This window comes from Hymenobacter rigui (genome assembly GCF_003944715.1).
Lineage (GTDB): Bacteria > Bacteroidota > Bacteroidia > Cytophagales > Hymenobacteraceae > Hymenobacter > Hymenobacter rigui.
In genome coordinates, this window is record NZ_RWIT01000023.1 from 1 (window position 1) to 21,910 (window position 21,910).

General features: G+C 60.6%; 18 protein-coding genes. 9 read left to right on the forward strand and 9 right to left on the reverse strand.

What is annotated here, in order from left to right; all coding sequences use genetic code 11:
• Positions 1-427 precede the first annotated feature (427 nt).
• Positions 428-1,270: a DUF4382 domain-containing protein gene (locus EI291_RS21510; protein WP_170172757.1), complete on the reverse strand. Its 843-nt coding sequence runs from the start codon at positions 1,268-1,270 to the stop codon at positions 428-430.
• A gap of 113 nt (positions 1,271-1,383) precedes the next feature.
• Positions 1,384-4,473 (reverse strand): AsmA family protein, encoded by a 3,090-nt coding sequence (locus tag EI291_RS21515; RefSeq protein WP_125424351.1) that lies wholly within the window; start codon positions 4,471-4,473, stop codon positions 1,384-1,386.
• A gap of 262 nt (positions 4,474-4,735) precedes the next feature.
• Here EI291_RS21515 and EI291_RS21520 point away from each other — a divergent pair, with 262 nt between their 5' ends.
• Together EI291_RS21520 and EI291_RS21525 are read left to right on the forward strand one after the other, a co-directional pair.
• Positions 4,736-5,794, forward strand: a complete 1,059-nt coding sequence (locus tag EI291_RS21520; RefSeq protein ID WP_125424352.1) for a PorP/SprF family type IX secretion system membrane protein — start codon at positions 4,736-4,738, stop codon at positions 5,792-5,794.
• Between the two features lie 68 nt (positions 5,795-5,862).
• Complete coding sequence (locus tag EI291_RS21525; protein WP_205701650.1) at positions 5,863-7,122, forward strand: SUMF1/EgtB/PvdO family nonheme iron enzyme; 1,260 nt, start codon at positions 5,863-5,865, stop codon at positions 7,120-7,122.
• Between the two features lie 141 nt (positions 7,123-7,263).
• Here the strand turns inward: EI291_RS21525 and EI291_RS21530 are convergent, their stop codons facing one another.
• Positions 7,264-7,968, reverse strand: a complete 705-nt coding sequence (locus tag EI291_RS21530) for a ComF family protein (protein WP_125424353.1) — start codon at positions 7,966-7,968, stop codon at positions 7,264-7,266.
• Positions 7,969-8,103: 135 nt separating this feature from the next.
• On the opposite strand from EI291_RS21530, the gene EI291_RS21535 reads away from it, so the two are divergent.
• The 3 genes from EI291_RS21535 to EI291_RS21545 are packed head-to-tail and all read left to right on the forward strand — an operon-like array spanning position 8,104 to position 9,605.
• Positions 8,104-8,481 carry a carboxymuconolactone decarboxylase family protein gene (locus EI291_RS21535; protein WP_125424354.1) on the forward strand — a complete coding sequence of 126 codons (378 nt, stop codon included), beginning with the start codon at positions 8,104-8,106 and terminating at the stop codon, positions 8,479-8,481.
• Positions 8,481-8,834, forward strand: a complete 354-nt coding sequence (locus EI291_RS21540; RefSeq protein ID WP_125424355.1) for a hypothetical protein — start codon at positions 8,481-8,483, stop codon at positions 8,832-8,834. The genes EI291_RS21535 and EI291_RS21540 overlap by 1 nt, the downstream gene beginning before the upstream one ends.
• Positions 8,835-9,605 (forward strand): exodeoxyribonuclease III, encoded by a 771-nt coding sequence (locus EI291_RS21545; protein WP_125424356.1) that lies wholly within the window; start codon positions 8,835-8,837, stop codon positions 9,603-9,605. It begins immediately after the preceding gene.
• Positions 9,606-9,736: 131 nt separating this feature from the next.
• Here EI291_RS21545 and EI291_RS21550 read toward each other — a convergent pair whose 3' ends face one another.
• From EI291_RS21550 to thrA, 6 genes are all read right to left on the reverse strand, one after another.
• Positions 9,737-11,026 (reverse strand): protoporphyrinogen/coproporphyrinogen oxidase, encoded by a 1,290-nt coding sequence (locus EI291_RS21550; protein WP_125424357.1) that lies wholly within the window; start codon positions 11,024-11,026, stop codon positions 9,737-9,739.
• A 36-nt stretch (positions 11,027-11,062) separates the two neighbouring features.
• Entirely contained in the window at positions 11,063-11,629 is a 567-nt protein-coding gene (locus EI291_RS21555; protein WP_125424358.1) for a hypothetical protein, read from the reverse strand.
• Between the two features lie 6 nt (positions 11,630-11,635).
• Positions 11,636-12,313: a c-type heme family protein gene (locus EI291_RS21560; protein ID WP_125424359.1), complete on the reverse strand. Its 678-nt coding sequence runs from the start codon at positions 12,311-12,313 to the stop codon at positions 11,636-11,638.
• Positions 12,314-12,461: 148 nt separating this feature from the next.
• Positions 12,462-13,754, reverse strand: a complete 1,293-nt coding sequence (gene thrC / locus EI291_RS21565; RefSeq protein WP_125424360.1) for a threonine synthase — start codon at positions 13,752-13,754, stop codon at positions 12,462-12,464.
• A gap of 135 nt (positions 13,755-13,889) precedes the next feature.
• On the reverse strand, positions 13,890-14,828 hold the full coding sequence (locus tag EI291_RS21570) for a homoserine kinase (protein WP_125424361.1): 939 nt from the start codon (positions 14,826-14,828) through the stop codon (positions 13,890-13,892).
• A gap of 167 nt (positions 14,829-14,995) precedes the next feature.
• Positions 14,996-17,434, reverse strand: coding sequence for a bifunctional aspartate kinase/homoserine dehydrogenase I (gene thrA, locus EI291_RS21575; RefSeq protein ID WP_125424362.1), 2,439 nt, complete (start codon positions 17,432-17,434; stop codon positions 14,996-14,998).
• A gap of 528 nt (positions 17,435-17,962) precedes the next feature.
• Between thrA and prfA the strand changes: the two genes are divergently transcribed.
• The 4 genes from prfA to EI291_RS21595 all read left to right on the forward strand — a co-directional run bounded on the left by prfA (position 17,963) and on the right by EI291_RS21595 (position 21,909).
• Positions 17,963-19,033, forward strand: a complete 1,071-nt coding sequence (gene prfA / locus EI291_RS21580; RefSeq protein WP_125424363.1) for a peptide chain release factor 1 — start codon at positions 17,963-17,965, stop codon at positions 19,031-19,033.
• Between the two features lie 130 nt (positions 19,034-19,163).
• Positions 19,164-20,693: a hypothetical protein gene (locus EI291_RS21585; protein ID WP_125424364.1), complete on the forward strand. Its 1,530-nt coding sequence runs from the start codon at positions 19,164-19,166 to the stop codon at positions 20,691-20,693.
• Between the two features lie 116 nt (positions 20,694-20,809).
• Positions 20,810-21,232 carry a secondary thiamine-phosphate synthase enzyme YjbQ gene (locus EI291_RS21590; protein ID WP_125424365.1) on the forward strand — a complete coding sequence of 141 codons (423 nt, stop codon included), beginning with the start codon at positions 20,810-20,812 and terminating at the stop codon, positions 21,230-21,232.
• 98 nt (positions 21,233-21,330) lie between these two features.
• Positions 21,331-21,909 (forward strand): PDDEXK family nuclease, encoded by a 579-nt coding sequence (locus EI291_RS21595; protein ID WP_125424366.1) that lies wholly within the window; start codon positions 21,331-21,333, stop codon positions 21,907-21,909.
• Position 21,910: the final 1 nt, after the last annotated feature.

A 21,910-nucleotide genomic window follows, 5' to 3' on the forward strand; every position in this document is an offset into this window, starting at 1 on the left:
ACGCCCCGCGGCGTTCCCCTCATCCGGGAATGCGCGGGGCGTGTTGCGTTTGGGGCTCTTCCCTTACCCCCCCGGTGGTACGGTCGCCGCGCGCCTGGCCGCTTGCTGTCTACGACCACCCGCGTAGTTCTTGGGGCTCTTACGCTTGAGTTGAAGGTAGCTGCAATCATTATATTTGCCACATTGCGCGGTCTTCTAACTGGTATAGGGAATGCCGGGTTAATGGGCTCATTATTGGTTAGTAGATCGAAGACAGCGCGAGAAGTACTATCCGAGGAAGTGGGAATAGCTTTAGGTAGTACCACCACAAAGCCAGTTACCAAGTGGTACCACGAAAAAGGTCCGCACTACCTAAATGTAGTGCGGACCTTTTTCGTGGTGCTGTTTTCAATACAGTCAAAGAAATACTGCTACAGCCAATACTTTTCTAATTCAATGATACCTGACCTATGTTAGTGCTTTGATCATTCACCACGGTAATTCCTGTGAGGATTTTGGGTTTGTAGACCGGCTGGCCGGTTGGGGCGGCGGTTGTAGGATAGAATTCTACGCGGTAAGTGCCGGAGGGTAGGGCATAGAGCTGAAATGCGCCGGATGCATCGGCGGTGGTACTGAATGTATCGGGTGTAGTAATGGATGAGCGAATGGCCAGCACCTGCGGTAGCGCGGCGGCCGGTGCTACTGTGCCACGTAGACCTCCTTTAATATCCTGAGCAACTACTCGTACCACGGGTTTGAGCAGATACCGCTCTTTCTTGTCATTGATGGGGTTCCAGTTGCCGCGCTCCACAATGGACTTGGCTACGTCGAAGTCCAGCAGGAGCTGATAGGTTTCCCGGTCGCGGAGCGTGGCTTTATCCAGCTTGAGCTTCACCCCTGAAGTCTGGCCACTGGGTGTTTTCAGATCATAGCGCTGACCGTCGCGGCCGATGACGTAGCTGCCGGGGCCGAGTATCAAGCGAATCTCCTTCAGGTCGCCGGCTGCGAAGTCGGTATTAACTAGCAGCGCCGACCGGCCATTGACGTACTCCATTACATTGATGGCTTGAGCCTGGAAGGGAAGCGTCTGCCAGCCGTCGGGGTTGCCCTCATCCAGCTTGTGCACTTCAATCTGACGCACGTCCAGTACCACGGACCGGAAATCACCGGGAGCATCCATCAGGCGTACTTCCAGTTTGGCGTTACCAGCAGAGTCATTGTCGTTACTACAGGCGGCCAGCCACAGTGGAGCAGATAGAAGCGCGTAAGCCAAGGGGCGAAAGACAGTCATGAGAAGAACGGTTTGGGGAAAAAAAGAACAGCTGACACCTATATGAGGCATCAGCTGTCTGGGGTAGCAAGAAGCTGGCCAAGTAGAACCACTTCAACGCGTATGCTAAAATCCTATTGCCCTGTTCCCGTACTATCGGCTTTGGTAGGTACTTTGGGCTCTTCGGTGGGTACAGGAGCCGATTTCGGGGTTTCGGCAGGTTTTGCAGCAGGCTTGGGCTTACCGAAGATGAGATTATTGAGGCCCTGCTTGGCTTTATCCTGCAGCTTGGCTTGCGCTTCGAGACGCTTCTTTTCCAGTTCCTGCTGGGCTTTGAGGGTTAACTCCTGTTGCTTGCGCTGCAGCTCCCGCTGGAGGCTGTCCTGGGCCACTTTGGCCTGGGCCTGTAGCTTAAGCTTGGCGTCATCTACCTTGGCCTGCACGATGTTCTGCACGAGGTCTTTAGCCTGGGCCTTCACGCTGCCGGTGGTGAGCTTAACCACTGGGTTTTTCATGCTGCCGCCGATGTTGAGGCCCAGCGTCACACGGTCGGTTCCTTTCAGGTTCTGCACGCCGGTTAGCTGGGTGAGCTTGCTGTTAAGCTGGTTGCCGACCTGGCCGGTGGGCACGTTTAGGGCCGTAACGTACTCGAGGTTCCCGTTCACGTTACTGGAGCCGCCCACGGTCATCTTAATCTGGCCCACAGTGAAATCAAAAGGCTTTACAATGAAGTTGCCGTTGAGCATCTCGGCGGCCACATCCTTATTTTCCACCACCAGCCGTTTCAACTCCTGAAACTGGGTGAGGCTGCTGATCTGGTTGAGGGCGGTAGAGTTGCCCACGGCGGCTCGCACCACCTCAAACAGCCCTTTACCGGTAAGGGTGCTGTACACGGGCATCATATCAGGGCCCATTTCGCCGCTCACGTTGAAGTTGGTGGAGAAGATGCCATCAACCTGCGAGGCCAGCGGCACCAGCGTCCGGATGGAGTTGAAGGCCTTAAAGGCGTTCTGGAAGTTGAGGTTTTTGATATTGAGTCCGAAGTTAAATTTCGGGTGTGCTAGGTTTTTGCTGCTGTAGCTGCCGTTGGTGGCAAACGCGCCGCCGAGGGTGTTGAAGGTCAGGTTGGAGAGCGTGGCCGTTTCGTCACGGACCGTGACGGTGCCTTTCACGTTATCCAGCTTCAGGTTATCGTACACCACCTGGCCCACGGTAGAGTTGAGGGTCAGATCCACGAACTTGGGAATCTGCAGAACGCCCTGGGCGGTGGTGGGGGCAGTGCCGCCGGTAGCAGTGGTCTGGCCGCTTACTTCATCTACCATCCACTCGTTTACATTGAAGCGGGAGCTGTTCACGGTGAGGGCGCCGCGCAACGGCTGTCCGGGTGTGAACAGGTAGCCCATGTAGTTGGACAGGGTGCCGGAGGCCGCAATATCCGACGAGCCCACCGAGCCGGTCATGTTCTGGAGGGCAATCTGGTTATTGTTGAAGGTGGCCGTAGCCTGGGTCACCTTCATGCCCTGGGGCAGGTCGGTGCTTTTGTAGGTAACGTTGCGGGCATTTACCGTGCCCGAGGCTACTACCGATTGATAGCGGCCGGCTTCGATGTCGGCCATGTTTCCCTTGGCAGCCACGTTGCCGGTGAGGCGGCCCGTTACGGTCATGCCCTGCAGCGGGAAGATGCGGGTGAGCTTGGTCAGGTCCACGGTGCCGTGCACGTCGGTATCGAAGGCCAGCTTATCCACGCCCTGGGTGGCCACGCGGCCTTCCAGCGGCTCGCCATCCAGCAGCATCCGGAACTGCGGAATGCTCACACGGGTGTCGTTCAGCTGGCCGGTGGGGTTCGTGACGGTGCCGTTGAGGGTCAGGTTCTCGATAGGGGCGGGGAACTGCTTGCTCTTCACGTAGCCGTTAGTCAGGTTCAGGCGAGCCTGCACCACGGGCATCTGGGTTTTCGAGTACACGCCCTTCGCCGTGCCATCCACGAACAGCTTACCGCGCAGCAATAGGTCCTGTACGGGATACACCTTCATCATCTCGGCCAGGTCCACGTTGGCTTTCACGCGGCCGTCCACCTTCATCGGCTCCAGTCCGTCGATGGCCACGTTACCGTCGATGGGGTTGGTGCCCAGGTCGAGGTGAAATTGCTTCACGTTCACCTTCACGTTGTTGGTAAAGCCCGAGGGGTTATCCACCACCATGTCCACGTTGATGTTGCGGGCCTGCTGGGGCAGTTGCGGGTACTTGAAGCTGCCGTTCTTCACCTGCAGGTTCACGCCGTAGCCGGGCATCTTCACGTCGTTCTGCAACCCCTTAAAGTAACCATCAAAGGCTACCTTGCCGCTGGCGTTCAGGTCTTTGAACTGCGCATTGTAGGCCCCGGGCACCAGGCTCAGCAGGGTTTTGAAGTCGGTTTCGAGGGCTTTGAAGGTGAGGTCGTAGGTGATGTCGGTGTCATTGGGCAGCCCGATGGTGCCCTGGAAGGTGGCCGGAAAGTCGTTCAGCTTCACCTTGTTGTCCTTGAACGTGAACAACATCTTGTCCAGGTTCATGGCCAGGGTCACGTCGGCGTCGAGGCGCTTGTTGGTTACGTATTCGGTGCCGTCGTACTGCATCGAGAAGCTCTCGGCGGTGGTCTGGCTGACCATATCGAAGATGTTCTGCTCGAAGTCGCCAGAGCCCGAGTGGTTCACGCCCCGCAGCTGCATGCCGAAGGGAATGCTCAGGTCCTCGTAGCGCAGGCGGCCGTTGTTGATCTGCCAGCCCTGAATAGCCAGGCTCACGGCCGTGGTATCCTGCCCCTTGGCTGCCGCCGCCGAGTCCGATACGTACACGTCCCAGTTGGCCCGGCCGCTTTTCAACACCTTAATATGCAGGTCGGGCTGCTCCAGCGTGATGTTCTTGATTTTGATCTGGCTGCCACGCACCACGCTCATCAAGTCCAGGCCCACCCGCACTTCGGGCAGGTAAGCCAGCGTATCGCGGGAAAAGGAATCCTGGCCGATGACGCGGAGCTGGTTCAGACGCAGAGCCAAGTCGGGAAAGGTGCTGAGCAGGGTCACGTCCACGTTGGCCGGATCGTACTCCACCTTGGCCCGCACCCGCTGGGCCAGCTGCTGGTCGAAAGCAGCTTTAATCTTATCCTTGAACAGTACCGGGGCCAGGGCCAGGCCTGCTACCAGCAGAACCAGGAAAATCAGCAATCCGACAAAGAATTTGCGCATAGTGGTAGGAGGAAGGGAGAAGCAGAAACCGGCGTGACGGCGGAAAAAGGTGGCAGTCAGCCGGGTAAGGTAGTTGGCAAAAGTAGAACGAAACCAGCCGGAAGCCCGGCAGGAAGAGTAAAAAACCGGGCCAGAAGTTGCTATAAACGCGGCAGCCACAGTGCTTGGTGCCGAAAATCAGGAAAGAAAATCCCACTTTAGATGCGTAGCGGCAAACCAGCGCGTACCAAAGCCTGCGGTTCACCCGTTATAGTGGCAGCTTATGAGAGGTTTACGTCAGGTTCAGCATGCTCAGCGTCAGCGCCTGCGCTTCCGGAAACGGGGGCTGCTGCTAGCTGCCTGCGTAGCCGGAGCCACCAGTGCGTCGGCCCAAGATCTCTACTTTGCCCAGCCCTACGCCAACCGCATGCAGCAAAATCCGGCGTATGCCGGCCTGCTCGATGATTACAGCATCACGCTGAGCTACCGCAATCAGTTTCCGACCCTGGCCGGCACCTTTCAAACCAGCCAACTAGCCGCCGACTACCGATTTCGGGACCAGCACAGCGCCGCTGGATTACTGGTAAACTATGACCGGACCGGCGGCGTGGGCTATACTCGTTTTCAGGCCGGAGGTGTGTACGCCTACCATCTGCGGCTGAACGAGCAGTTGAGTCTGAGTGGTGGGGCTTCGGTGAGCTATGGCCTGCAACGGGTGAGTTACGGCAACCTGGTTTTCGGCGACCAGCTTTCGGATGACGGAGTAACGCGTGACTACAGTCTGGAAGTAGCCGATTACAAGCCGGTACATTATGTCACGGCGGGCGTAGGCAGCCTGCTGTACACCGACCGATTCTGGGTGGGCGCAGCCGCGCATCATTTGAATCAGCCCGATTTAGGTTTCATTACGCAGTCCACATTACCATTGCGGCTCAACCTGCAGGGGGGCTACAAGGTGTATTTCGTACGGACTACGATAAAGCAGGAACATCGGGAAATAAGTCTGGCGCCAGTGGTGAACTATACCCGGCAGGGGGGCTCCCAACGGGCCGAGGCTGGTTTGTACTTTACGGCTACACCCCTCACCTTAGGGGCTGTGTATCGGGGAGTTCCACTGCCGGGTTCGTTGCAACCGCAGCAGCTTCTGACGGCTATTGCCGGAGTCAGCGTAGGAAGCTTTCGGTTGGGCTACAGCTATGATATGAGCCTCAGCCAGTTCAGCTCAGATTTGGGCGGCGCACACGAAATTTCCCTGGCACTCCGGGAGTTCGATTCGCTGGAAGCGGCCTGGCGCCGGCTAAAACGCCGGAATTACCCGACAATTCCTTGCCCAGCCTTCTAAAATTTTGTATTATTGCAGCCGACTTGCCTTGTCTAAACGCTTTTCTAACAGGTAGTTTCAACTTGATCATGAATTTTTCCAAGTACCTGCGCTTTGCTGTAGTGGGAGCCTGCGCACTGGCCGCTTGTAAGGGCGGACCGCCCACGGCTACCAAACCCGGTAAGTACAGCTCCACCACGGGCATTGAGTACAATACCGAGGAAGGCATGAAGGTGTCTGACTACAAAGGCATTCCGGATGGTCCCGGTCTGGTGTTTATCGAAGGTGGCCGCACGGTGTTGGGGTCAGCTGAAGAGGACATTGCCATGACCCACGACAACCTGGAGCGTACCGTAACGCTGGCATCCTTCTACATGGACGAGGCCGAGGTGGCCAACATTCACTGGCTGGAATACCTGCACTACGTGCGGAAGGACTCCTCCGAGGAGTTCTATCAGTCGGCGCTGCCCGATACGACGGTGTGGGCACGTGAGCTGTCGTTCAACGACCCTTATGTAGATTACTACCTGCGTTATCCCGGTTTCCGTTATTTCCCGGTAGTTGGCGTAAGCTGGCTGCAGGCCAACGACTATTGCACCTGGCGCACCGCCAAGGTGAACGAGCGTCTGGCTGGCGAAAGTGACGAAGGAGACAGTGGCAGCAGCAAAGGCGGTGGCCTGTTCGGCAAGAAGAAGAACAAAGGCGGCGATGCTGCTGAAGGCACTTCGGAAGGCGGCGGCGGAACCAAAATTGCCATCGAAAACGGCAATACGCTGCCGAACTACCGTCTGCCCACGGAGGCTGAGTGGGAGTATGCTGCTCAGGCCCTCATTGGTACGCAGGAAACCGGCAACGAAAACCAGGAAAATAAGCGGATCTATCCTTGGGATGGTCGTCAGGTGCGGAACCCCTATGGCAAAAACATGGGCCAGTTCCTTGCTAACTTCAAGCGTGGCCGTGGTGACTATGCCGGTATTGCCGGTTCGTTGAACGACGGTGCCATGATTACGGAGTATATCTACAACTATCCGCCCAACGACTACGGCCTGTACAACATGTCGGGCAACGTGAACGAGTGGGTGCAGGATATCTACCGTCCGCTGTCGTACGAAGATGTGGAAGACCTGAACCCCTTCCGTCGGAACGGTTTCCTGGACCCCTCGGAGAAATACGACAAGAAGGGCTACCAGTCGCTCATCGATGACCACGTGCGCGTGTACAAAGGTGGCTCGTGGCGCGATGTAGCCTACTGGCTCTCGCCCGGTACGCGTCGTTTCATGGCCGAAGACTCGGCCACGGCTACCATCGGTTTCCGGTGCGCCATGATCAACGCCGGTTCCAACAAATAAGGACCACTGATTACACGGATATTCCGCGGATTTCGCGGACGATTCTGATAAACGAAACAGGCCGCCCAATCTGGGCGGCCTGTTTCGTTTTGCTGTTTTCGGTACGGTCAATAAAGTGGAATGCATCTGTCTAGGCAATGCCTAGCGGTCGGCAGTAGCAATGGTAGCGATGCTGACCTCCAAGGCTCCGGCGGCCAGTAGCACGGCCGCACAGGCTTCAAGTGTGGCTCCGGTGGTCAATACATCATCAACCACCAGAATGCGCTGGCCGCGCACCAGTTCCGGTTTAGCCACTTCAAACACCGTTTCTACGTTTTCCCAGCGTTGCATGCGGTTTTTGCGAGTTTGGGAATTGGTGTAGGTAGTGCGCCGCAATGCCTCGGCCTTCCACACCACGCCTAGGCCGGCAGCCAAGCCCTCCGCAAAGCTGTCGGCCTGGTTGTAGCCGCGCTGGGCCAGTTTCCGGGTGTGTAGCGGTACGGGCACTATCAGGTCGAAGCTGGCGCGCAGCCCGGCCTCCGTCAGTTCCTGCCCATACCAGCGGCCCAAAATGCGGCCAACTTCCTGCTGACCCCGATATTTAAGTTGATGCAGCAGATGTTGGACCCGACCGTGCTTCTGGAAGCGCAGGTAACTGAGCGTATGTTGAACAGGGAGTTTCCCCCAGAAGCGGCGCGCCAACGGATTCTGTTCGGTGGGCAGGCGGTGGTAGTCGGTGTAAGGCAATTGCGCGCGGCAACTGGTGCAGATGTGGTCTTCGCCGCGAGCCAAGGGCTCCTGACAAGCGAGGCACACGCGCGGGAAAAGCAGTCCAACAAAATCGGATAAAACGGCGGGTAATAACATGGACGTAGGCAGAATACCGTAGGAATAGCAGGCAGGCCGTGGGGACCGGGAAACTTCTCCCTAATTTTAAGGTTTAAAGCCGACTTCCGGAATAGCCCGGAGCGTTGCCTGCCTTATACATAACCGGTTTTTCAGATGAGCCTCGTTTCAGAATTTAATGACTACCGCCAGCGGATGAATGAAAAAATCCTGGCGGCCGATAATAAGGTCATCAAGCGTTTTTTCAACCTCGATACCAACACCTACCAGGAGGGGGCCCTCAACGTCAAAACCAAGGAAATTGTGGGCCTGGCCTGCTCCATGGTGCTGCGCTGCGACGACTGCATCAAATACCATCTGGGCAAGTGCTTCGAGGAGAAGCTCACCGACGAGGAAGTGTACGAGGTGTTTGCCATTGCCAACCTCATTGGGGGCAGCATTGTAATTCCGCACTTCCGCCGGGCGGTGGAGTACTGGGAGGCTTTGAAAGAAGAGGCGGCCACGCCGGCTCCCGAGCATCTGCACGAGGCATAATGCTGGATCCGCAGGAAACCGAGGCGCAGTTTGAGCAGCGCTGGTGGGAGCTGATGAACGACATGCGAATCCGCTTCGGCAAGAAGCCCGACCTAAACGCGCTGTTGCTGCTGATTGGGGTGCAGGAGCTGGGCCAGGGGGCTGGTCCCTTCACTAAGGAGCAGAAGCAGGACCTGATGCACATTGCCACGTGCCGGCTGTTCAGCATTTCGGGCTACTACGAGCTGGAGCGCGTGGACGAGGAAGGCTGGCCCCACTACCGGCTGTTGCAGCAGCTGCCATTCAGCAACCTGAAGGAGCAGGAGCGCATGCTCAAGTGGCACATTCTGGAATACTTCGACGAGCAGGACTAAGTGAAGATCATTTCCTATAACCTCAACGGCTTCCGCTCGGCCATGGGCAAGGGACTAGCCGATTGGGTAGCCGAAACCCGGCCTGACGTGCTGTGCGTGCAGGAAATCAAAGCCGGCCGGGAACCGCTCGACGTGTCGGCGCTGACCGGGCTGGGCTACCACGCCTACCTGCACCCGGCTCAGAAGCCCGGATATAGCGGGGTGGCCACTTTCAGCCTGCAAAAACCGCTGGCGGTGGTGGAAGGCTGCGGCCAGAGCTGCTACGATGATGAAGGCCGGGTGCTGCGGCTGAATTTCGAGCACTGCTCGGTGCTGAATACCTACATGCCCTCGGGCACCAGCGGCCCCGAGCGGCAGGCGTTTAAGGTGGAGTGGCTGCACTTTTTCCGGCGCTACGTGCGTGAGCTGCAGGGGGCCGGGGTGCCCCCGTTGGTTATTGCCGGCGACTACAACTGCTGTCAGGAGGAAATTGATATTCGCAATGCCAAGACCAACCTGAACAGCCCCGGCTTCACGCCCGAGGAGCGGCAGTGGTTTCGGGACTTCCTGGCCGACGGCTTCACCGACTCGTTCCGCCACCACCACGGCCCCGTGCCCGACCGGTACTCGTGGTGGACGTTTCGGGCCGGGGCCCGCGCCCGCAACGTGGGCTGGCGCCTCGACCACCTGCTGGTGGACAACGCCCTGGTACCCCACATTCGCCACGCCGACCTGCTGCACGACGTGGTGCACTCCGACCACTGCCCAGCGGTGGTGGAGTTGGCATTTTAGCCTAGAGCCAACAAGTACGAGTACCCCGGAGCTGTGCTTCGTCCCGCGTAAGAGGAAATCTGCCTTTTACCGCGGGACGAAGCACAACTCCGGGGTACTCGTACTTACGGCATCTGGGCCGGGGTACAGGATTACCCGGCCAGAATCATCTCGGCTACTTCGCGGCCCGAGGCTAAGGCGGCATTGAGGGAGGGGTAAGCGGCGTAGTCGCCGCAGCGGAACAGGCGGTCCTCCACGCGCAGCGACTGGCGGGCAGCCTGGCCAGCTGGGTACTCGGGTAAGGCGTGCGGAATGTGGTAGGTACGCAGGTGCCGCCATTGGGCCGCTTCGGCTCCGAACCATTGCGGCAACTCGTGCTGTAGCCGGGCCGTCAGTTCTTCTTCCGGGAGGCCATGCTCGCCGTGGGTGCTCACCGATACCAGCCGCTGGCCGGCTGGAGCGTAGGCGGGGGCCACATCCGAGGGGAAAGCCACGTTGTGGGCCAGGCCCGTGGAAGCAGCATTCAGCCGCAGTAGTTTATCGGGGCGGCCCTTGGCGGCGGGGGCGGCAAAGTACGTGCAGGTGGTATGCCGCCAACGGGTAGTAGGTTGGTCGGTGGGAAGCTGGTCAGTAGCGGGGAGCAGGTGGCGGGCGGCTTCGCCATCCACGGCTACTACTACGGCCGCGCCGGTCAGGGTTTCGCCGCTTGCCAGCTGCACGCTGGTACCCTGGATGGATTGCACCCGGGTATTCAGGCGGAGGCTGCCGGTGGGCAGGCGGGCGGCCAGCTGCTCGGGAAGCTGCTGCATACCCAGGGCGGGCAGGGTAGCTTCGCCTTCCACAAACTGCTTGAACACGAACTCAAAGAAGTTGGCCGCCGTGCTCAGGGTGCGGTCTAGGAACACCCCCCCGAAGAACGGGCGGAAGAAGTTATTGATCATCTGCTCGCTCCAGCCATACTGCCGCAGAAATTCCAGCGTGGAAAGGGCGGTGGTGGAGTTGCGGCTCAAGAGCTGTTGACTGGTGAAGCGCCGCACGTGCTGCACCATGCTCACAATGCGGAGCTTATCGGGCAGGGTGCCAATGCGGGATGTAAGGGCCGAAAAGGCGGCGGTGGGCTGCTGCAACGGGTTCACCAAGGTGGTTTCCTGACCATCGGGCAACCTGATAACGGCTCCGGACCGGAATGCCTGCAGGTTGAGGGCACCGTAGTCGATGAGACGCTCGACCTCGGGGTAACGGGTGAGCAGCACCTGAAAGCCCCGGTCGAGGCGGAAGCCGTCGGGCGTTACGTCGGTGCGCACGCGCCCGCCCACGGCGTCGGCTGCTTCGAGCAGCAGTACGGGCCGGCCGGCGCGGTGCAGGTAACAAGCGCACGACAAGCCCGCTAGGCCCGCGCCGATAATAATAACTGGAAGTTGAGTAGCGTCGGCAGTGTTCATACCACAGCAAACTGCAAAACCACCGGCAAGGTTGGGCTAGCCGTACAGCGTAACGCCGTAGCGCTGCTTAAATGCCTGGATTTCTTCGTAGCTCATAGTCGGGTTGAGCAGGAAGGTGCGCTGGCCCTCATATGATTCCTTCAGCGGAATGCGCTGCTCATACCAGCAGTGCAGCAGTTGAATCAGGCGCTGTTGCTCCCGCTGGTGGCGCAGCCGAAAGGAATACGTATGCCAGGAACCAGCCTGGATATAGTTACTGGCTTGTATGCGGCTCGGAAATAGGCTGGTGTCAAGTGGGGTAACCTCCGGCTCGGCAATGGTAAGCCGAAGCGGCGTATAGCCATCCACTATCAACTGTTCAGCCTGCTCGCCTAGCTTCAGGTAAAGAGCTTCCGGCGTCAACAGCAAGCTACCTATAGCGGGCTGCTCCTGAGGGAATACGCTTTTGATACTCGATATTGAAAAGAAAGAGGTATCAGCGAGGGTAGCAAACGGCTCCAGTATGGGCAAGCCCAGCAGCAGCGTTTCGTCGGTATGAAAATACTCGCCGCGCTGAACGGCCCGATGAGCCTGGGCAAGTGTTTCGGTAGAGAGCAGCGTCATGAAGCGTTAAAACAGCGGCTTACGCTTCTTCATCACCTTGCGGGTTTTCATCGTCCAGAACTCGGCCACGCCGGGACGCTGCAGGCTCACGCGCCACACGCCCATGGCTTGGCCCAGCTGGTAGCCGGTGGCCTGATCCTGCAGAAACTGCTGTTTAATAAGTGGGTAATCGGCGGCGGCAATATCCTGGCCCACGGTGCCGTGGCAGCGCAGACACAGCTGGTCGTTCAGCACTAGAGGGCGCTGGTAGGTAAACTCCTCAGCCCCGGGGCGGGCCACTCGGCGGGTTGTGTCGGCGGGGTTCAGCTCGGCCGCAGATAGCGTGGCCTGGTTGGCAGGGTTACGGGGGCGGCTCGAGACACGGCGGAGCGTTGCCTGTAGCACCTTAGCCAGCGAATCGGTAACGGGTAACCGTTCGGGGTGACAATAGGGCAGGGCCGCGGCTACGCCACCTTCCTGCAGCTTCTGGGCCAGCACCGTGCGCAATTCCCGCTCGGCAGTGCGTGTGAGCGAGTCGCCGGCCCAGCGGGTAGCCCGCAGCAAGTCGGCGGGCATGATGCGCTTTACCTCCCAGTTCGCTGCCTCCACGGCCAGCTCCTTGGTGTTGCTGAGGTGTTCCACCTGATCGGGCCGGCAGGCCGCCAGCAGGGGTAGAAGCAGAAAGGAGCAAAGAAGTGGGCGCATGGGAGGGGGGAATAGAGAAATTACCTGTCATCCTGAGCGGCCCGAAGGACCTTATCACGTTTGGTTGACTCTCAAACAGGGCGTTCCAACGTGATAAGGTCCTTCGGGCCGCTCAGGATGACGGATATAGTAACAGCCAACAACGCATTTACTCCCACAAATATGTCCGTAAGGCGTCGTATTCTGGCTCCAGTAGGATACTTTGTTTAGGCCGGCGCATGAGGTCTGCCAGTTCGGCGGGCAGCGGCACCGGATGGCCGGTGGCGGCTTCCACTGCTTCAGGGAACTTCACCGGGTGAGCGGTTTCGAGGAACAGACCGCGCTGCGCCGGGTGGTGGCGCAGATACTCCTCCAGCGCAAAGTAAGCCACGGCCCCATGCGGATCGAGCACGTAGCCGGTTTCTTGGAACACCCGGGCAATGGTGGCCGTGGTGTCGGCGTCCGAAACGGTGTAGCCGCTCAGCAACTCACGCAGCACCGGGTACTGGTGCCCGAACAGCTCCAGAATGCGGCCGAAGTTGCTCGGGTCGCCCACGTCCATGGCGTTGGAAAGGGTAGCCACGGCCGGCTGGGCCGCGTACTGGCCCGACTGCAGGTAGCGGGGCACGGCGTCGTTCTGGTTGCAGGCGGCCACGAAGTGGGCCACCGGCAGCCCCGAGGCGTAGGCCAGCAGCCCGGCGCACAGGTTGCCGAAGTTGCCGCTGGGCACGGCCACCACCGGTGGGTGCGCGTGGGGCCACTGGGCCAGTGCCGCCACGTAGTAGACCTGCTGGGGCAGCCAGCGGGCCACGTTGATGGAGTTGGCCGAGGTGAGCTGCCGCCGCTGCCGCAACGCGTCGTCGCGGAAGGCCTGCTTCACCAGCCGCTGGCAGTCGTCGAAGTTGCCGCGCACCTCCAGGGCCCGGATGTTCTGGCCCAGCGCCGTGAGCTGCTGCTCCTGCACCGGACTCACTCGGCCCTGCGGATACAGAATCACCACCTCTACGCCCGGCACGCCCAGAAACCCGCTGGCCACGGCCCCGCCGGTGTCGCCGGAGGTAGCCACCAGCACCGTAACGGGCCGGGTTTCGTGGCGGGAGAAGTAGCCCAGGCAGCGGCTCATGAACCGCGCCCCCACGTCCTTAAACGCCAGCGTGGGCCCGTGAAACAGCTCCAGCGCGCTGATGCGGTCCGTCACGGGCACCACGGGCAGCGGGAAATCCACAGTTTCGGCGCAGATGCGGGCCAGCTCCGGCTCCGGAATGGCGCTGCCCACGTAGGGCCGCAGGACAGTCAGGGCCAGCTCGGCCGGCGTCAGGTGGGGCAGCTGAGCTAGGAAGTCGGCCGGGAAGCGCGGAATGGTTTCGGGGAAGTACAGGCCCCCGTCCGGGGCCTGTCCCGCCACGGCCGCCGTCCGAAAATCAACGGGCTCCGATTGGCGGTTGAGGCTATAGTAATGCATGGCGGTTGAGTGGTGAAGGCCGATGTAGAGACGCAACGCTTCGCGTCTGCTCGTTGCTGATGTTGTTTGGTTGGCGCAAGTTCGGGTCGTTCAATGACGAGACGCGAAGTGTCGCGTCTCTACATCAGGCAGGCATCAGGCGGGCAGAATCCGGCAGCCGGTTGTGTTGATTGTCGTTTGGTACACGTAGTAATCCAGGCCCAGCTGCTCGTAGGTCGTGCGCATCACCTCGGCCACGGCCTGGGCGGTGGCTTCGTGCTGACTGAGCATGAACAGGGAGGGGCCCGAGCCGGAAATGCCGCCGCCCAGCGCCCCGGCGGCGCGGCTGCCGCTCTTTACCTGCTCAAACCCCGGAATCAAAATGCTGCGCACGGGCTCCACAATCACGTCTTCCAGGGCCCGGCCGATGAGGGCGTAATCGTGTTTGAGCAGGCCGGCCACCAGCGCGCCCACGTTGCCCCACTGCCGCACGGCGTCGCGCAAAGGCACCTGCTGCTTCAGAATCTGGCGGGCGTCGGAGGTTTTTACTTCAATCTGGGGGTGCACCACCGTCACGAACAACGGCGGGGCATCCAGCGGCACCACGTCGGGGGCGGGCGTGGTGGAGCGGATGAGCGTGACGCCGCCGTAGATGGCTGGGGCAATGTTGTCGGCGTGGCGCACGCCGGAGGCCACTTCCTCGCCGTACATGGCAAACTCCACCAGCTCGGCCCGGGTGAATCGGTTGCCCAGCAGGTGGTTCAGCCCCACCACGGCCCCCGCCGCGCTGGCCGCGCTGCTCCCGATGCCGCTGCCCGGCCTGATGTGCTTGCGAATGCGCACCTCCACGCCTGTTACCTCGGGCACGGCCCGCAGCATGGCCAGCAGCGCTGCCCCCGCTACGTTGCGGGCGGGTTCAGTAGGCAGGCCAAAGTCATCCTCATTCAGAATGCGCACCCCCGGCTCGTCGGTCAGGCGCAGGTGCATTTCGTCGTTGGGCTCGTGCAGGGCAAACCCCAGCACGTCAAATCCGCACACCACGTTGGCCACGGTAGCCGGGGCAAGGAGAGAGACGGTGTTAGTGGAAAGCGGCATGTTGATAGGTAAGAACTAATGGAAGGAAGCAGTGTCAACGAGGACCCCATCCTCGGCCTACTCTGCTTGATGCGCAGAATCCTCCTGGAGAGGGGTGCCAGACGCGAGTTAAACTCCTGATTTGTTGCACGCACCCCTCTCCCGGAGGGGAGGGGCCGGGGGTGGGGTCAATGTGCGGCCCGCAACACATCGGCAAATACCCCGGAGGCAGTTACTTCGGCCCCGGCGCCGGCGCCTTTAATGACCAGGGGTTGCTCTACGTAGCGGTTGGTGAAGAACAGCACGGCGTTGTCCTTGCCCTGCAGGCTGTATAGGTCGTGGCCGGGGGCTACCTGCTGAAGGCCCACCCGGGCCCGGCCTTCTTCAAAGCTCGCCACGAAGCGGAGCTTGCAGCCTTGGGCGGCGGCTTCGTCGTAGAGGCGGCGGAAGTGCGACTCGTGGGCGGCCAGCTGCTCGTAGAAGGCCGGCACGTCGCCTTCCAGGCAGGCGGCGGGCAGGAAGGAGTCGTTCTGCACGTCGGGCATTTCCAGCGGGTGGCCGGCTTCCCGGGCCAGAATCAGGATTTTGCGGGCCACGTCCACGCCGGTCAGGTCGAGGCGGGGGTCGGGCTCGGTGTAGCCTTCCTGCTGGGCCTGGCGCACCACCTCAGCAAAGGGCCGGGTGCCGTCGTAGTTATTGAACACAAAGTTGAGCGTGCCCGACAGTACCGCCTGCATGCGCTGCACCTCGTCGCCGCTGCGCAGCAGGTCGCCCAGCGTACCGATGATGGGCAGGCCCGCGCCCACGTTGGTTTCAAACAGAAACTGGGTGTTGAACTCCTGGGCCAGGCTTTTGAGGCGGGCGTACCGCGCGTATTCGGCCGAGGCCGCTACCTTGTTGCAGGCCACCACCGCCACCGAGCGGGCCAGCAGCTGCTCGTACACCTGGGCCACGTCGGCGCTGGCCGTCACGTCCACGAACACCGTGTTGCGCAGGTTCAGGGCCAGCAGCTCGTCGGTAAGGCGGGGCAGGTCCAGGGTCGGGCCGGCGGCCAGGGCCGCTTCCCAGTTGGCCAGGTCGAGGCCGTCCTCATCCAGCACAAACTGCCGGCTGTTGGCCAAGCCCACCACCCGCAGGTGCAGGCGCAGCTTCTCGCGCAGCCAGGGCTGCTGGCGCTGCAGCTGCTCCAGCAGCTTGCGGCCCACGTTGCCCACGCCCGCCACCACCACGTTCACCTGCCGGGTAGTGGCCTCGAAGAAGGTTTCGTGCAGCACGTTGATGGCCTTGCGCACGTCCTGCTGGCGGATAACGGTAGAAATATTCTTCTCTGATGAGCCCTGGGCAATGGCCCGGATGTTCACCCCGTTCTGGCCCAGCGCCCCAAACAGCCGTCCGCTGATGCCGGGGTGGTTTTTCATCTGCTCGCCCACCAGCGCCACCACGGCCAGCTCATCCTCCCGGTCGAGCGGGTCGAGCAGGCCGCGGCCGATTTCGGCGGCAAACTCCTGGTCGGCAGCCTGCTGGGCCCGGTCGGCATCGGGGGTGCTCACGGCTACGCAGATGGAGTGCTCGGAGGAGCTTTGGGTGATGAGCACCACGTTGACCTGCTCCTGGGCCAGGGCCGCAAACAACCGCCTGGAAAAGCCCGGCACGCCCACCATGCCGCTGCCTTCCAGCCGCAGCAAGGAAATGGGCCCGATGCTGGAAATACCCCGCACAAATTCCTGGTTGGCCGGCGGGGCAACTTCCACCAGCGTACCCGCGTCGGTGGGGGCGAAGGTGTTCTTGATCCAGAGCGGAATACCGGCCCGCATGACCGGCTGAATGGTGGGCGGGTACAGCACCTTGGCCCCGAAGTGCGAGAGTTCCATGGCCTCCTGGTAGCTGATGCGCGGGATGGGCCGGGCCGCGCGCACTAGGCGCGGGTCGGCCGTCATCATGCCGCTCACGTCGGTCCAGATTTCCAGCGTGGACGCGCCCAGCGCCCCGGCAAAGATGGCCGCCGTGTAGTCGGAGCCGCCGCGGCCCAGGGTGGTGGTGCTGCCGTCGGGGGCGGCGGCCACAAAACCGGGGGCCACGTACAGCGGCACCTCGCCCGTCGCGGCCGCCTGAATGAGCGGGTTGGTGCGGGCAAAATCTACGGCGGCGTGACCGTAGCGGGCATCGGTGCGGATGAGCTGGCGGCTGTCCAGCCACTGGTGGGCCGCTCCCCGGGCCGCCAGCCCTGCCGCCACCAGCCGCGACGACAGCAGCTCGCCGTAGCTCACCAGCTTATCCAGGGTGCGGGCCGACAGCTCGCCCAGGGCAAAAATTCCGTCGCAGAGGCTTTCCAGCTCGTTGCAGCTGGTTTTTACCTGGCTCAGCACGGCGCTCTGGCCGGCAATGGGCAGCAGGCCGCGGGCTGCCTCCAGGTGGCGCTGCTCCAGCTCGCGCAGCAGGGGGCGGTAGGAGTCGTCGTGGGCGGCGGCGCGGCGGCCGGCCGCAATCAGCTGGTCGGTAACGCCGCCCAGGGCCGATACCACCACCACGGTGGGAGCCTGGCGGGCGGCGGCCTGGGCCAGGTCGAGTACCCGCTGCATGTTGTCGGCCGTGGCGACGGAGGAGCCGCCGAATTTCAGTATCTGCATAGTAGGTCGTTGCGTGATGGGCGTAAAAAAACCCGCTTTCGGCCCGGGGCCTCCTGGGCGGGAGGCGTACCGGCGAAGCGGGCGGCGAATCAGAAGGGTAAGGAGTTCCGCAGCCCGCTCTAGCGGGTTGTGGTAATAGTTGTGCCGGTACCCATCAGAGTGAGGGGCGAAGCGGGGTAAAAAGCAGGAGCAGCACCGGGCCGGACCATATACCTGAGGAGATTAACGCTGGCCAAAGTAGGAATTATTCCAAACGGCCCGCATTTCCGGAACAGAATTATTTACGATTTCTACCGAATGATACGAACCGCAGAATTGGTGTAGAGACGCGACACTTCGCGTCTCAGGATTGCCAATGTTGTTTGATAGGTATGGGGTTGGTCGTTCACCGAGAAGACGCGAAGTGTCGCGTCTCTACACCAGTTCTAGCGGTTCCGCCCGCATCGGCGCCGTCGGATACTTCCTGCTTATTTACCAACGACTTCGTTTCCGTACCTTTGCACTCCCCATACATTTTCTGAAGGCAAGATGCTAGATAAACTGGAGGCCATCCAACAGCGCTTTGAGGACGTGAGCGAGCAGCTCACCCAACCCGAAGCCATGAGCGACATGAAACGCTTCAAGGCCCTCAATAAGGAATACAAGGACCTCGGCAAAATCGTGACCGAGTACAAGGCCTACCAGAACGTGCTGGCCAACATCGAAGGCGCCAAGGAGGTCATTGCCAACGAAAAGGACGAGGACTTCCGCCAGATGGCCAAGGACGAGCTGGAAACGCTCTACCCCGAGCAGGAGCGCCTGGAAGCCGTTATCAAAGAGCTGCTTATCCCCAAAGACCCCAACGACAGCAAGGACATCATCATGGAAATCCGGGCCGGGGCCGGGGGGGATGAGGCGGCTATTTTTGCCGGCGACCTGCAGCGTATGTACATGCGCTTCGCCGAAAAGCAGAACTGGAAAATGGAATTGGTAGACGCCACCGAGGGCACGTCGGGCGGCTACAAGGAAATTATCCTGGCCGTGAAGGGCGAGGACGTGTACGGCAAGCTCAAGTTCGAATCGGGGGTGCACCGCGTGCAGCGCGTGCCAGCCACCGAAACCCAGGGTCGCATTCACACCTCGGTAGCTTCTATTGTAGTAATGCCCGAGGCCGAGGAGCTGGACGTGCAGATTGATATGAACGAGGTGCGCAAAGACCTGTTCATGTCGTCGGGCCCCGGCGGGCAGTCGGTAAACACCACCTACTCGGCCGTGCGCCTCACCCACTTGCCCACCGGCATCGTGGCTCAGTGCCAGGATCAGAAGTCGCAGCTCAAGAACTTTGATAAGGCCCTGCAGGTACTTCGCTCGCGCCTCTACGAAATTGAGCTGGCCAAAAAGAACGAAGCCGAAGGTGCGGCCCGCAAGAGCATGATTGGCGGCGGCGACCGGTCGGACAAAATCCGCACCTACAACTACCCCCAAGGTCGCGTAACCGACCACCGCATCGGCCTCACGGTGTACAACCTGTCGTCGGTAATGGACGGCAACATCGACGAGTTTGTGGAGCAGCTGCGTATTGCCGAAAGCGCCGAGCGCCTGCAGGAAGGCGTAGGATAAGCGTAGAACTGTAGAACAAGCTGTAGCTTGTTTCCGGAACTGCCCCGCCTGATGCAATCCGGGTGGGGCAGTTTGCGTTTGAAGTTGTTGTATTCACCGCCGTAGCTACCCAATCGGCGCAAGCTAAAGCATGCGTTACTACCTACTTCCGCTTGTCCTGCTGCTCTCGTTCCTGGTGGTGCTGCTGCCCGGCTGCGAGCCCAAGGAGGACATCATCACCACCGACAGCAGCGCCCGGCTGGAGTTTACCCAGGACACGGTGAAGTTTGACACGGTATTCACCTCGGTGGGCACTGTGAGCAAGCGGCTGTGGGTGTACAACCGCAACGCCCGTGCCGTGCGGGTGTCGGAAATCAGCCTGCAGAATCGGCCCGGCGTAACGTACAGCCTGCTGGTGAACGGGGAGCCCACGCTCACAGCCCGCGACGTAGAAATCCGGGGCAAGGACAGCCTGCTGGTACTGGTGCGCGCCACCATCGACCCCACGCCCTCCGACCTCAAGCCGTTTCTGGTGGTGGATGACCTGAAATTCCGCACCAATGGCAACGAGCAGGTGGTAAAAGTGCTCAGCTACGGCCAGAACGCCTACTTCCACAATCAGGAAGAAATCCGCCGCAATACCATCTGGAAGGCCGATAAGCCCCACGTCATTTTCGACTACGCCTTCGTGGATTCGCTCGTGACGCTGACCATTGAGCCGGGCACCCGCATCTATAGCCACGCCGGCGCGGCCCTGCTGGTGGGTGGCACCCTGCGCTGCAATGCCGACTTCCGGCCCACCGCCGAGCTGAAACCCACGGACCGCAACTTCGTGCGTTTCCAAGCCGACCGGCGCGAGGAGCAGTACCAGGATACGCCGGGCCAGTGGGGCGGCATCTGGTTCCTGTCGAGCAGCCGCGACAACGTGGTTCGCTTTACTGAAATCAAGAACAGTGCCTTTGGGCTGCTGGTGCTCAACCCCAAAATATTGCGCCCGTTTCCGAGCGTGACGGTAGAAAACTCAGTCATTCAGAACATCAGCAGCGCCAAACAGGCCTTCACCAACGCCGGCGTACAAATTGCGCTGGACGGAGCGGCACTACTGGCCCTATCGGGTAACTTCACGGCCCGTAACGTACTGATGGCCAATTGTGAGCAATATGCCGTGGAAGGGCTGTTGGGAAGCAGTCTGCAGCTGGATTACTGCACCATTGCCAACTACACCACGCTGGCTAATCGGCTGACTCCGTCGGTCATTTTGGCCTCCTCCCTCAAAATCAACAACCAGGTAAAAACGGCGGCTCCCAGCCTGACGATGCGCAACTCCATCGTGTGGGGCTCGATGCGGGAAGGGGAGGAGCTGGAGTTTGTGGATGGGGAACAGTACGCGGGCAATATCAGCATCAGTAGCAGCGTACTGAAAACCAAGAAGTACGACAACACGGCTACGCTGGGCCAGCGCAAAAACGGCAATATTCTGAACCCCACCGAAGGCCCGGGCTACCTGTTCAAGAGTACCCCGCTGCGGTTCCGGGGCAAAACCCTGGATTTCCAGCTCGACACCCTCTCGCCTGCCAGCAACAAAGCCGTGCCCCTGCCCGGCCTGACCCGCGACTTGCTGAACCGCTCCCGCAACTCTACCACCCCGGATATTGGAGCCTACGAGCGTGTGAATCCGTAGGGGCGTAGTGAGTAGAAAGTACGGAGTAATGAGACGTTTATTCTACTGATCTTTTCTTTGGCTGTCGGGCGAATGTCTCATTACTCCTTACTTTTTACTCACTACCACACTAACCCATGCACTTCATCCAGAAACGCCTGCGGCTGCCGGCCGTAAGCCGGGGCTTTCATCTGATTACCGATCTGCTGGTGGCCGAGCTGCCGGAACTGGAGCAGATTCAGGTGGGCACGGCGCAGTTTTTTATTCAGCATACCTCCGCCAGCCTGAGCATCAACGAAAACGCCGACCCCACCGTGCGGCACGATTTCGAGCAGTTTTTCAACCGCTTGGCACCCGAAAATGCACCCTATTTTCGGCATACCATGGAAGGGCCTGATGATATGCCGGCCCACCTCAAGGCCAGTCTGCTGGGGCACGCGGTGCAGGTGCCTATTATGCGCGGAGAGCTGGCCCTGGGCACCTGGCAGGGTATTTATCTGGGGGAGCACCGTAACCACGGCGGCCGCCGCTGGGTGCTGGCTACGCTGATGGGGCAATAGGCCGGATTGGGCCGGCAACCGCCACAGGCTGAGCGAAATATTCCGCTGAGAACAAGCCGCTGGCCTGACTTTCGCGTATAGGGTTGAAAAAAGCCAGAATGCCTGTCGTCCTCCTGATTTCTGCCGTAAAAGCTGCCACTGCTGCGTCGTTGTACGTGGCGCTGTGGCTGGGTGTGCCCGGTTCAGGACCGGAAACCGGCAAAGCAGCCAGCCGCAAGCCTGCTGCCCAGGTTACGCGTGCTACCCGGCCCGCCGCACCGCCTTTGGCTACGCGGCAAGTCCGGCTTACCAATGATTCGTTGGCCGGGCAGCCATTTGGCGAGGAGCCGACGGTGCAGGAATTACTCCGCAATGGTGGCCGAATAGTAGCGCGCAAACCGTACCGCAACCTCTATGAGGCCGGCCAGGTGGATACCATTCTGCTGGTGCGGCATCAAGGAAACATCTTCGAGTTTTACCGGGCGCCGGAAAAGGACCTGCTGCGCGATGCCGTCGTAGTGAATTTCGAGCCGGTGTACGGCCGCCGCCTGCGTACCCGCCTGGCTAAAGCCCACCGCCCCGCCGCCACTACCATCGATAAAGTGCGCATCGGTGACTCAGAGCGGACCAATTACGTGTCGGTCGTGTACCAGAGTGGCCGCCTTAGCACGGTACACGTGGAGCCGTACGTGGATTAGC

What these genes read in the sequence shown, in the direction of transcription:
- EI291_RS21510 (WP_170172757.1), bottom strand. Translation starts at nt 1,270, where the DNA reads ATGACTGTCTTTCGCCCCTTGGCTTACGCGCTTCTATCTGCTCCACTG.
- EI291_RS21515 (WP_125424351.1), bottom strand. Translation starts at nt 4,473, where the DNA reads ATGCGCAAATTCTTTGTCGGATTGCTGATTTTCCTGGTTCTGCTGGTA.
- EI291_RS21520 (WP_125424352.1), top strand. Translation starts at nt 4,736, where the DNA reads ATGAGAGGTTTACGTCAGGTTCAGCATGCTCAGCGTCAGCGCCTGCGC.
- EI291_RS21525 (WP_205701650.1), top strand. Translation starts at nt 5,863, where the DNA reads ATGAATTTTTCCAAGTACCTGCGCTTTGCTGTAGTGGGAGCCTGCGCA.
- EI291_RS21530 (WP_125424353.1), bottom strand. Translation starts at nt 7,968, where the DNA reads ATGTTATTACCCGCCGTTTTATCCGATTTTGTTGGACTGCTTTTCCCG.
- EI291_RS21535 (WP_125424354.1), top strand. Translation starts at nt 8,104, where the DNA reads ATGAGCCTCGTTTCAGAATTTAATGACTACCGCCAGCGGATGAATGAA.
- EI291_RS21540 (WP_125424355.1), top strand. Translation starts at nt 8,481, where the DNA reads ATGCTGGATCCGCAGGAAACCGAGGCGCAGTTTGAGCAGCGCTGGTGG.
- EI291_RS21550 (WP_125424357.1), bottom strand. Translation starts at nt 11,026, where the DNA reads ATGAACACTGCCGACGCTACTCAACTTCCAGTTATTATTATCGGCGCG.
- EI291_RS21555 (WP_125424358.1), bottom strand. Translation starts at nt 11,629, where the DNA reads ATGACGCTGCTCTCTACCGAAACACTTGCCCAGGCTCATCGGGCCGTT.
- EI291_RS21560 (WP_125424359.1), bottom strand. Translation starts at nt 12,313, where the DNA reads ATGCGCCCACTTCTTTGCTCCTTTCTGCTTCTACCCCTGCTGGCGGCC.
- thrC (WP_125424360.1), bottom strand. Translation starts at nt 13,754, where the DNA reads ATGCATTACTATAGCCTCAACCGCCAATCGGAGCCCGTTGATTTTCGG.
- EI291_RS21570 (WP_125424361.1), bottom strand. Translation starts at nt 14,828, where the DNA reads ATGCCGCTTTCCACTAACACCGTCTCTCTCCTTGCCCCGGCTACCGTG.
- thrA (WP_125424362.1), bottom strand. Translation starts at nt 17,434, where the DNA reads ATGCAGATACTGAAATTCGGCGGCTCCTCCGTCGCCACGGCCGACAAC.
- prfA (WP_125424363.1), top strand. Translation starts at nt 17,963, where the DNA reads ATGCTAGATAAACTGGAGGCCATCCAACAGCGCTTTGAGGACGTGAGC.
- EI291_RS21585 (WP_125424364.1), top strand. Translation starts at nt 19,164, where the DNA reads ATGCGTTACTACCTACTTCCGCTTGTCCTGCTGCTCTCGTTCCTGGTG.
- EI291_RS21590 (WP_125424365.1), top strand. Translation starts at nt 20,810, where the DNA reads ATGCACTTCATCCAGAAACGCCTGCGGCTGCCGGCCGTAAGCCGGGGC.
- EI291_RS21595 (WP_125424366.1), top strand. Translation starts at nt 21,331, where the DNA reads ATGCCTGTCGTCCTCCTGATTTCTGCCGTAAAAGCTGCCACTGCTGCG.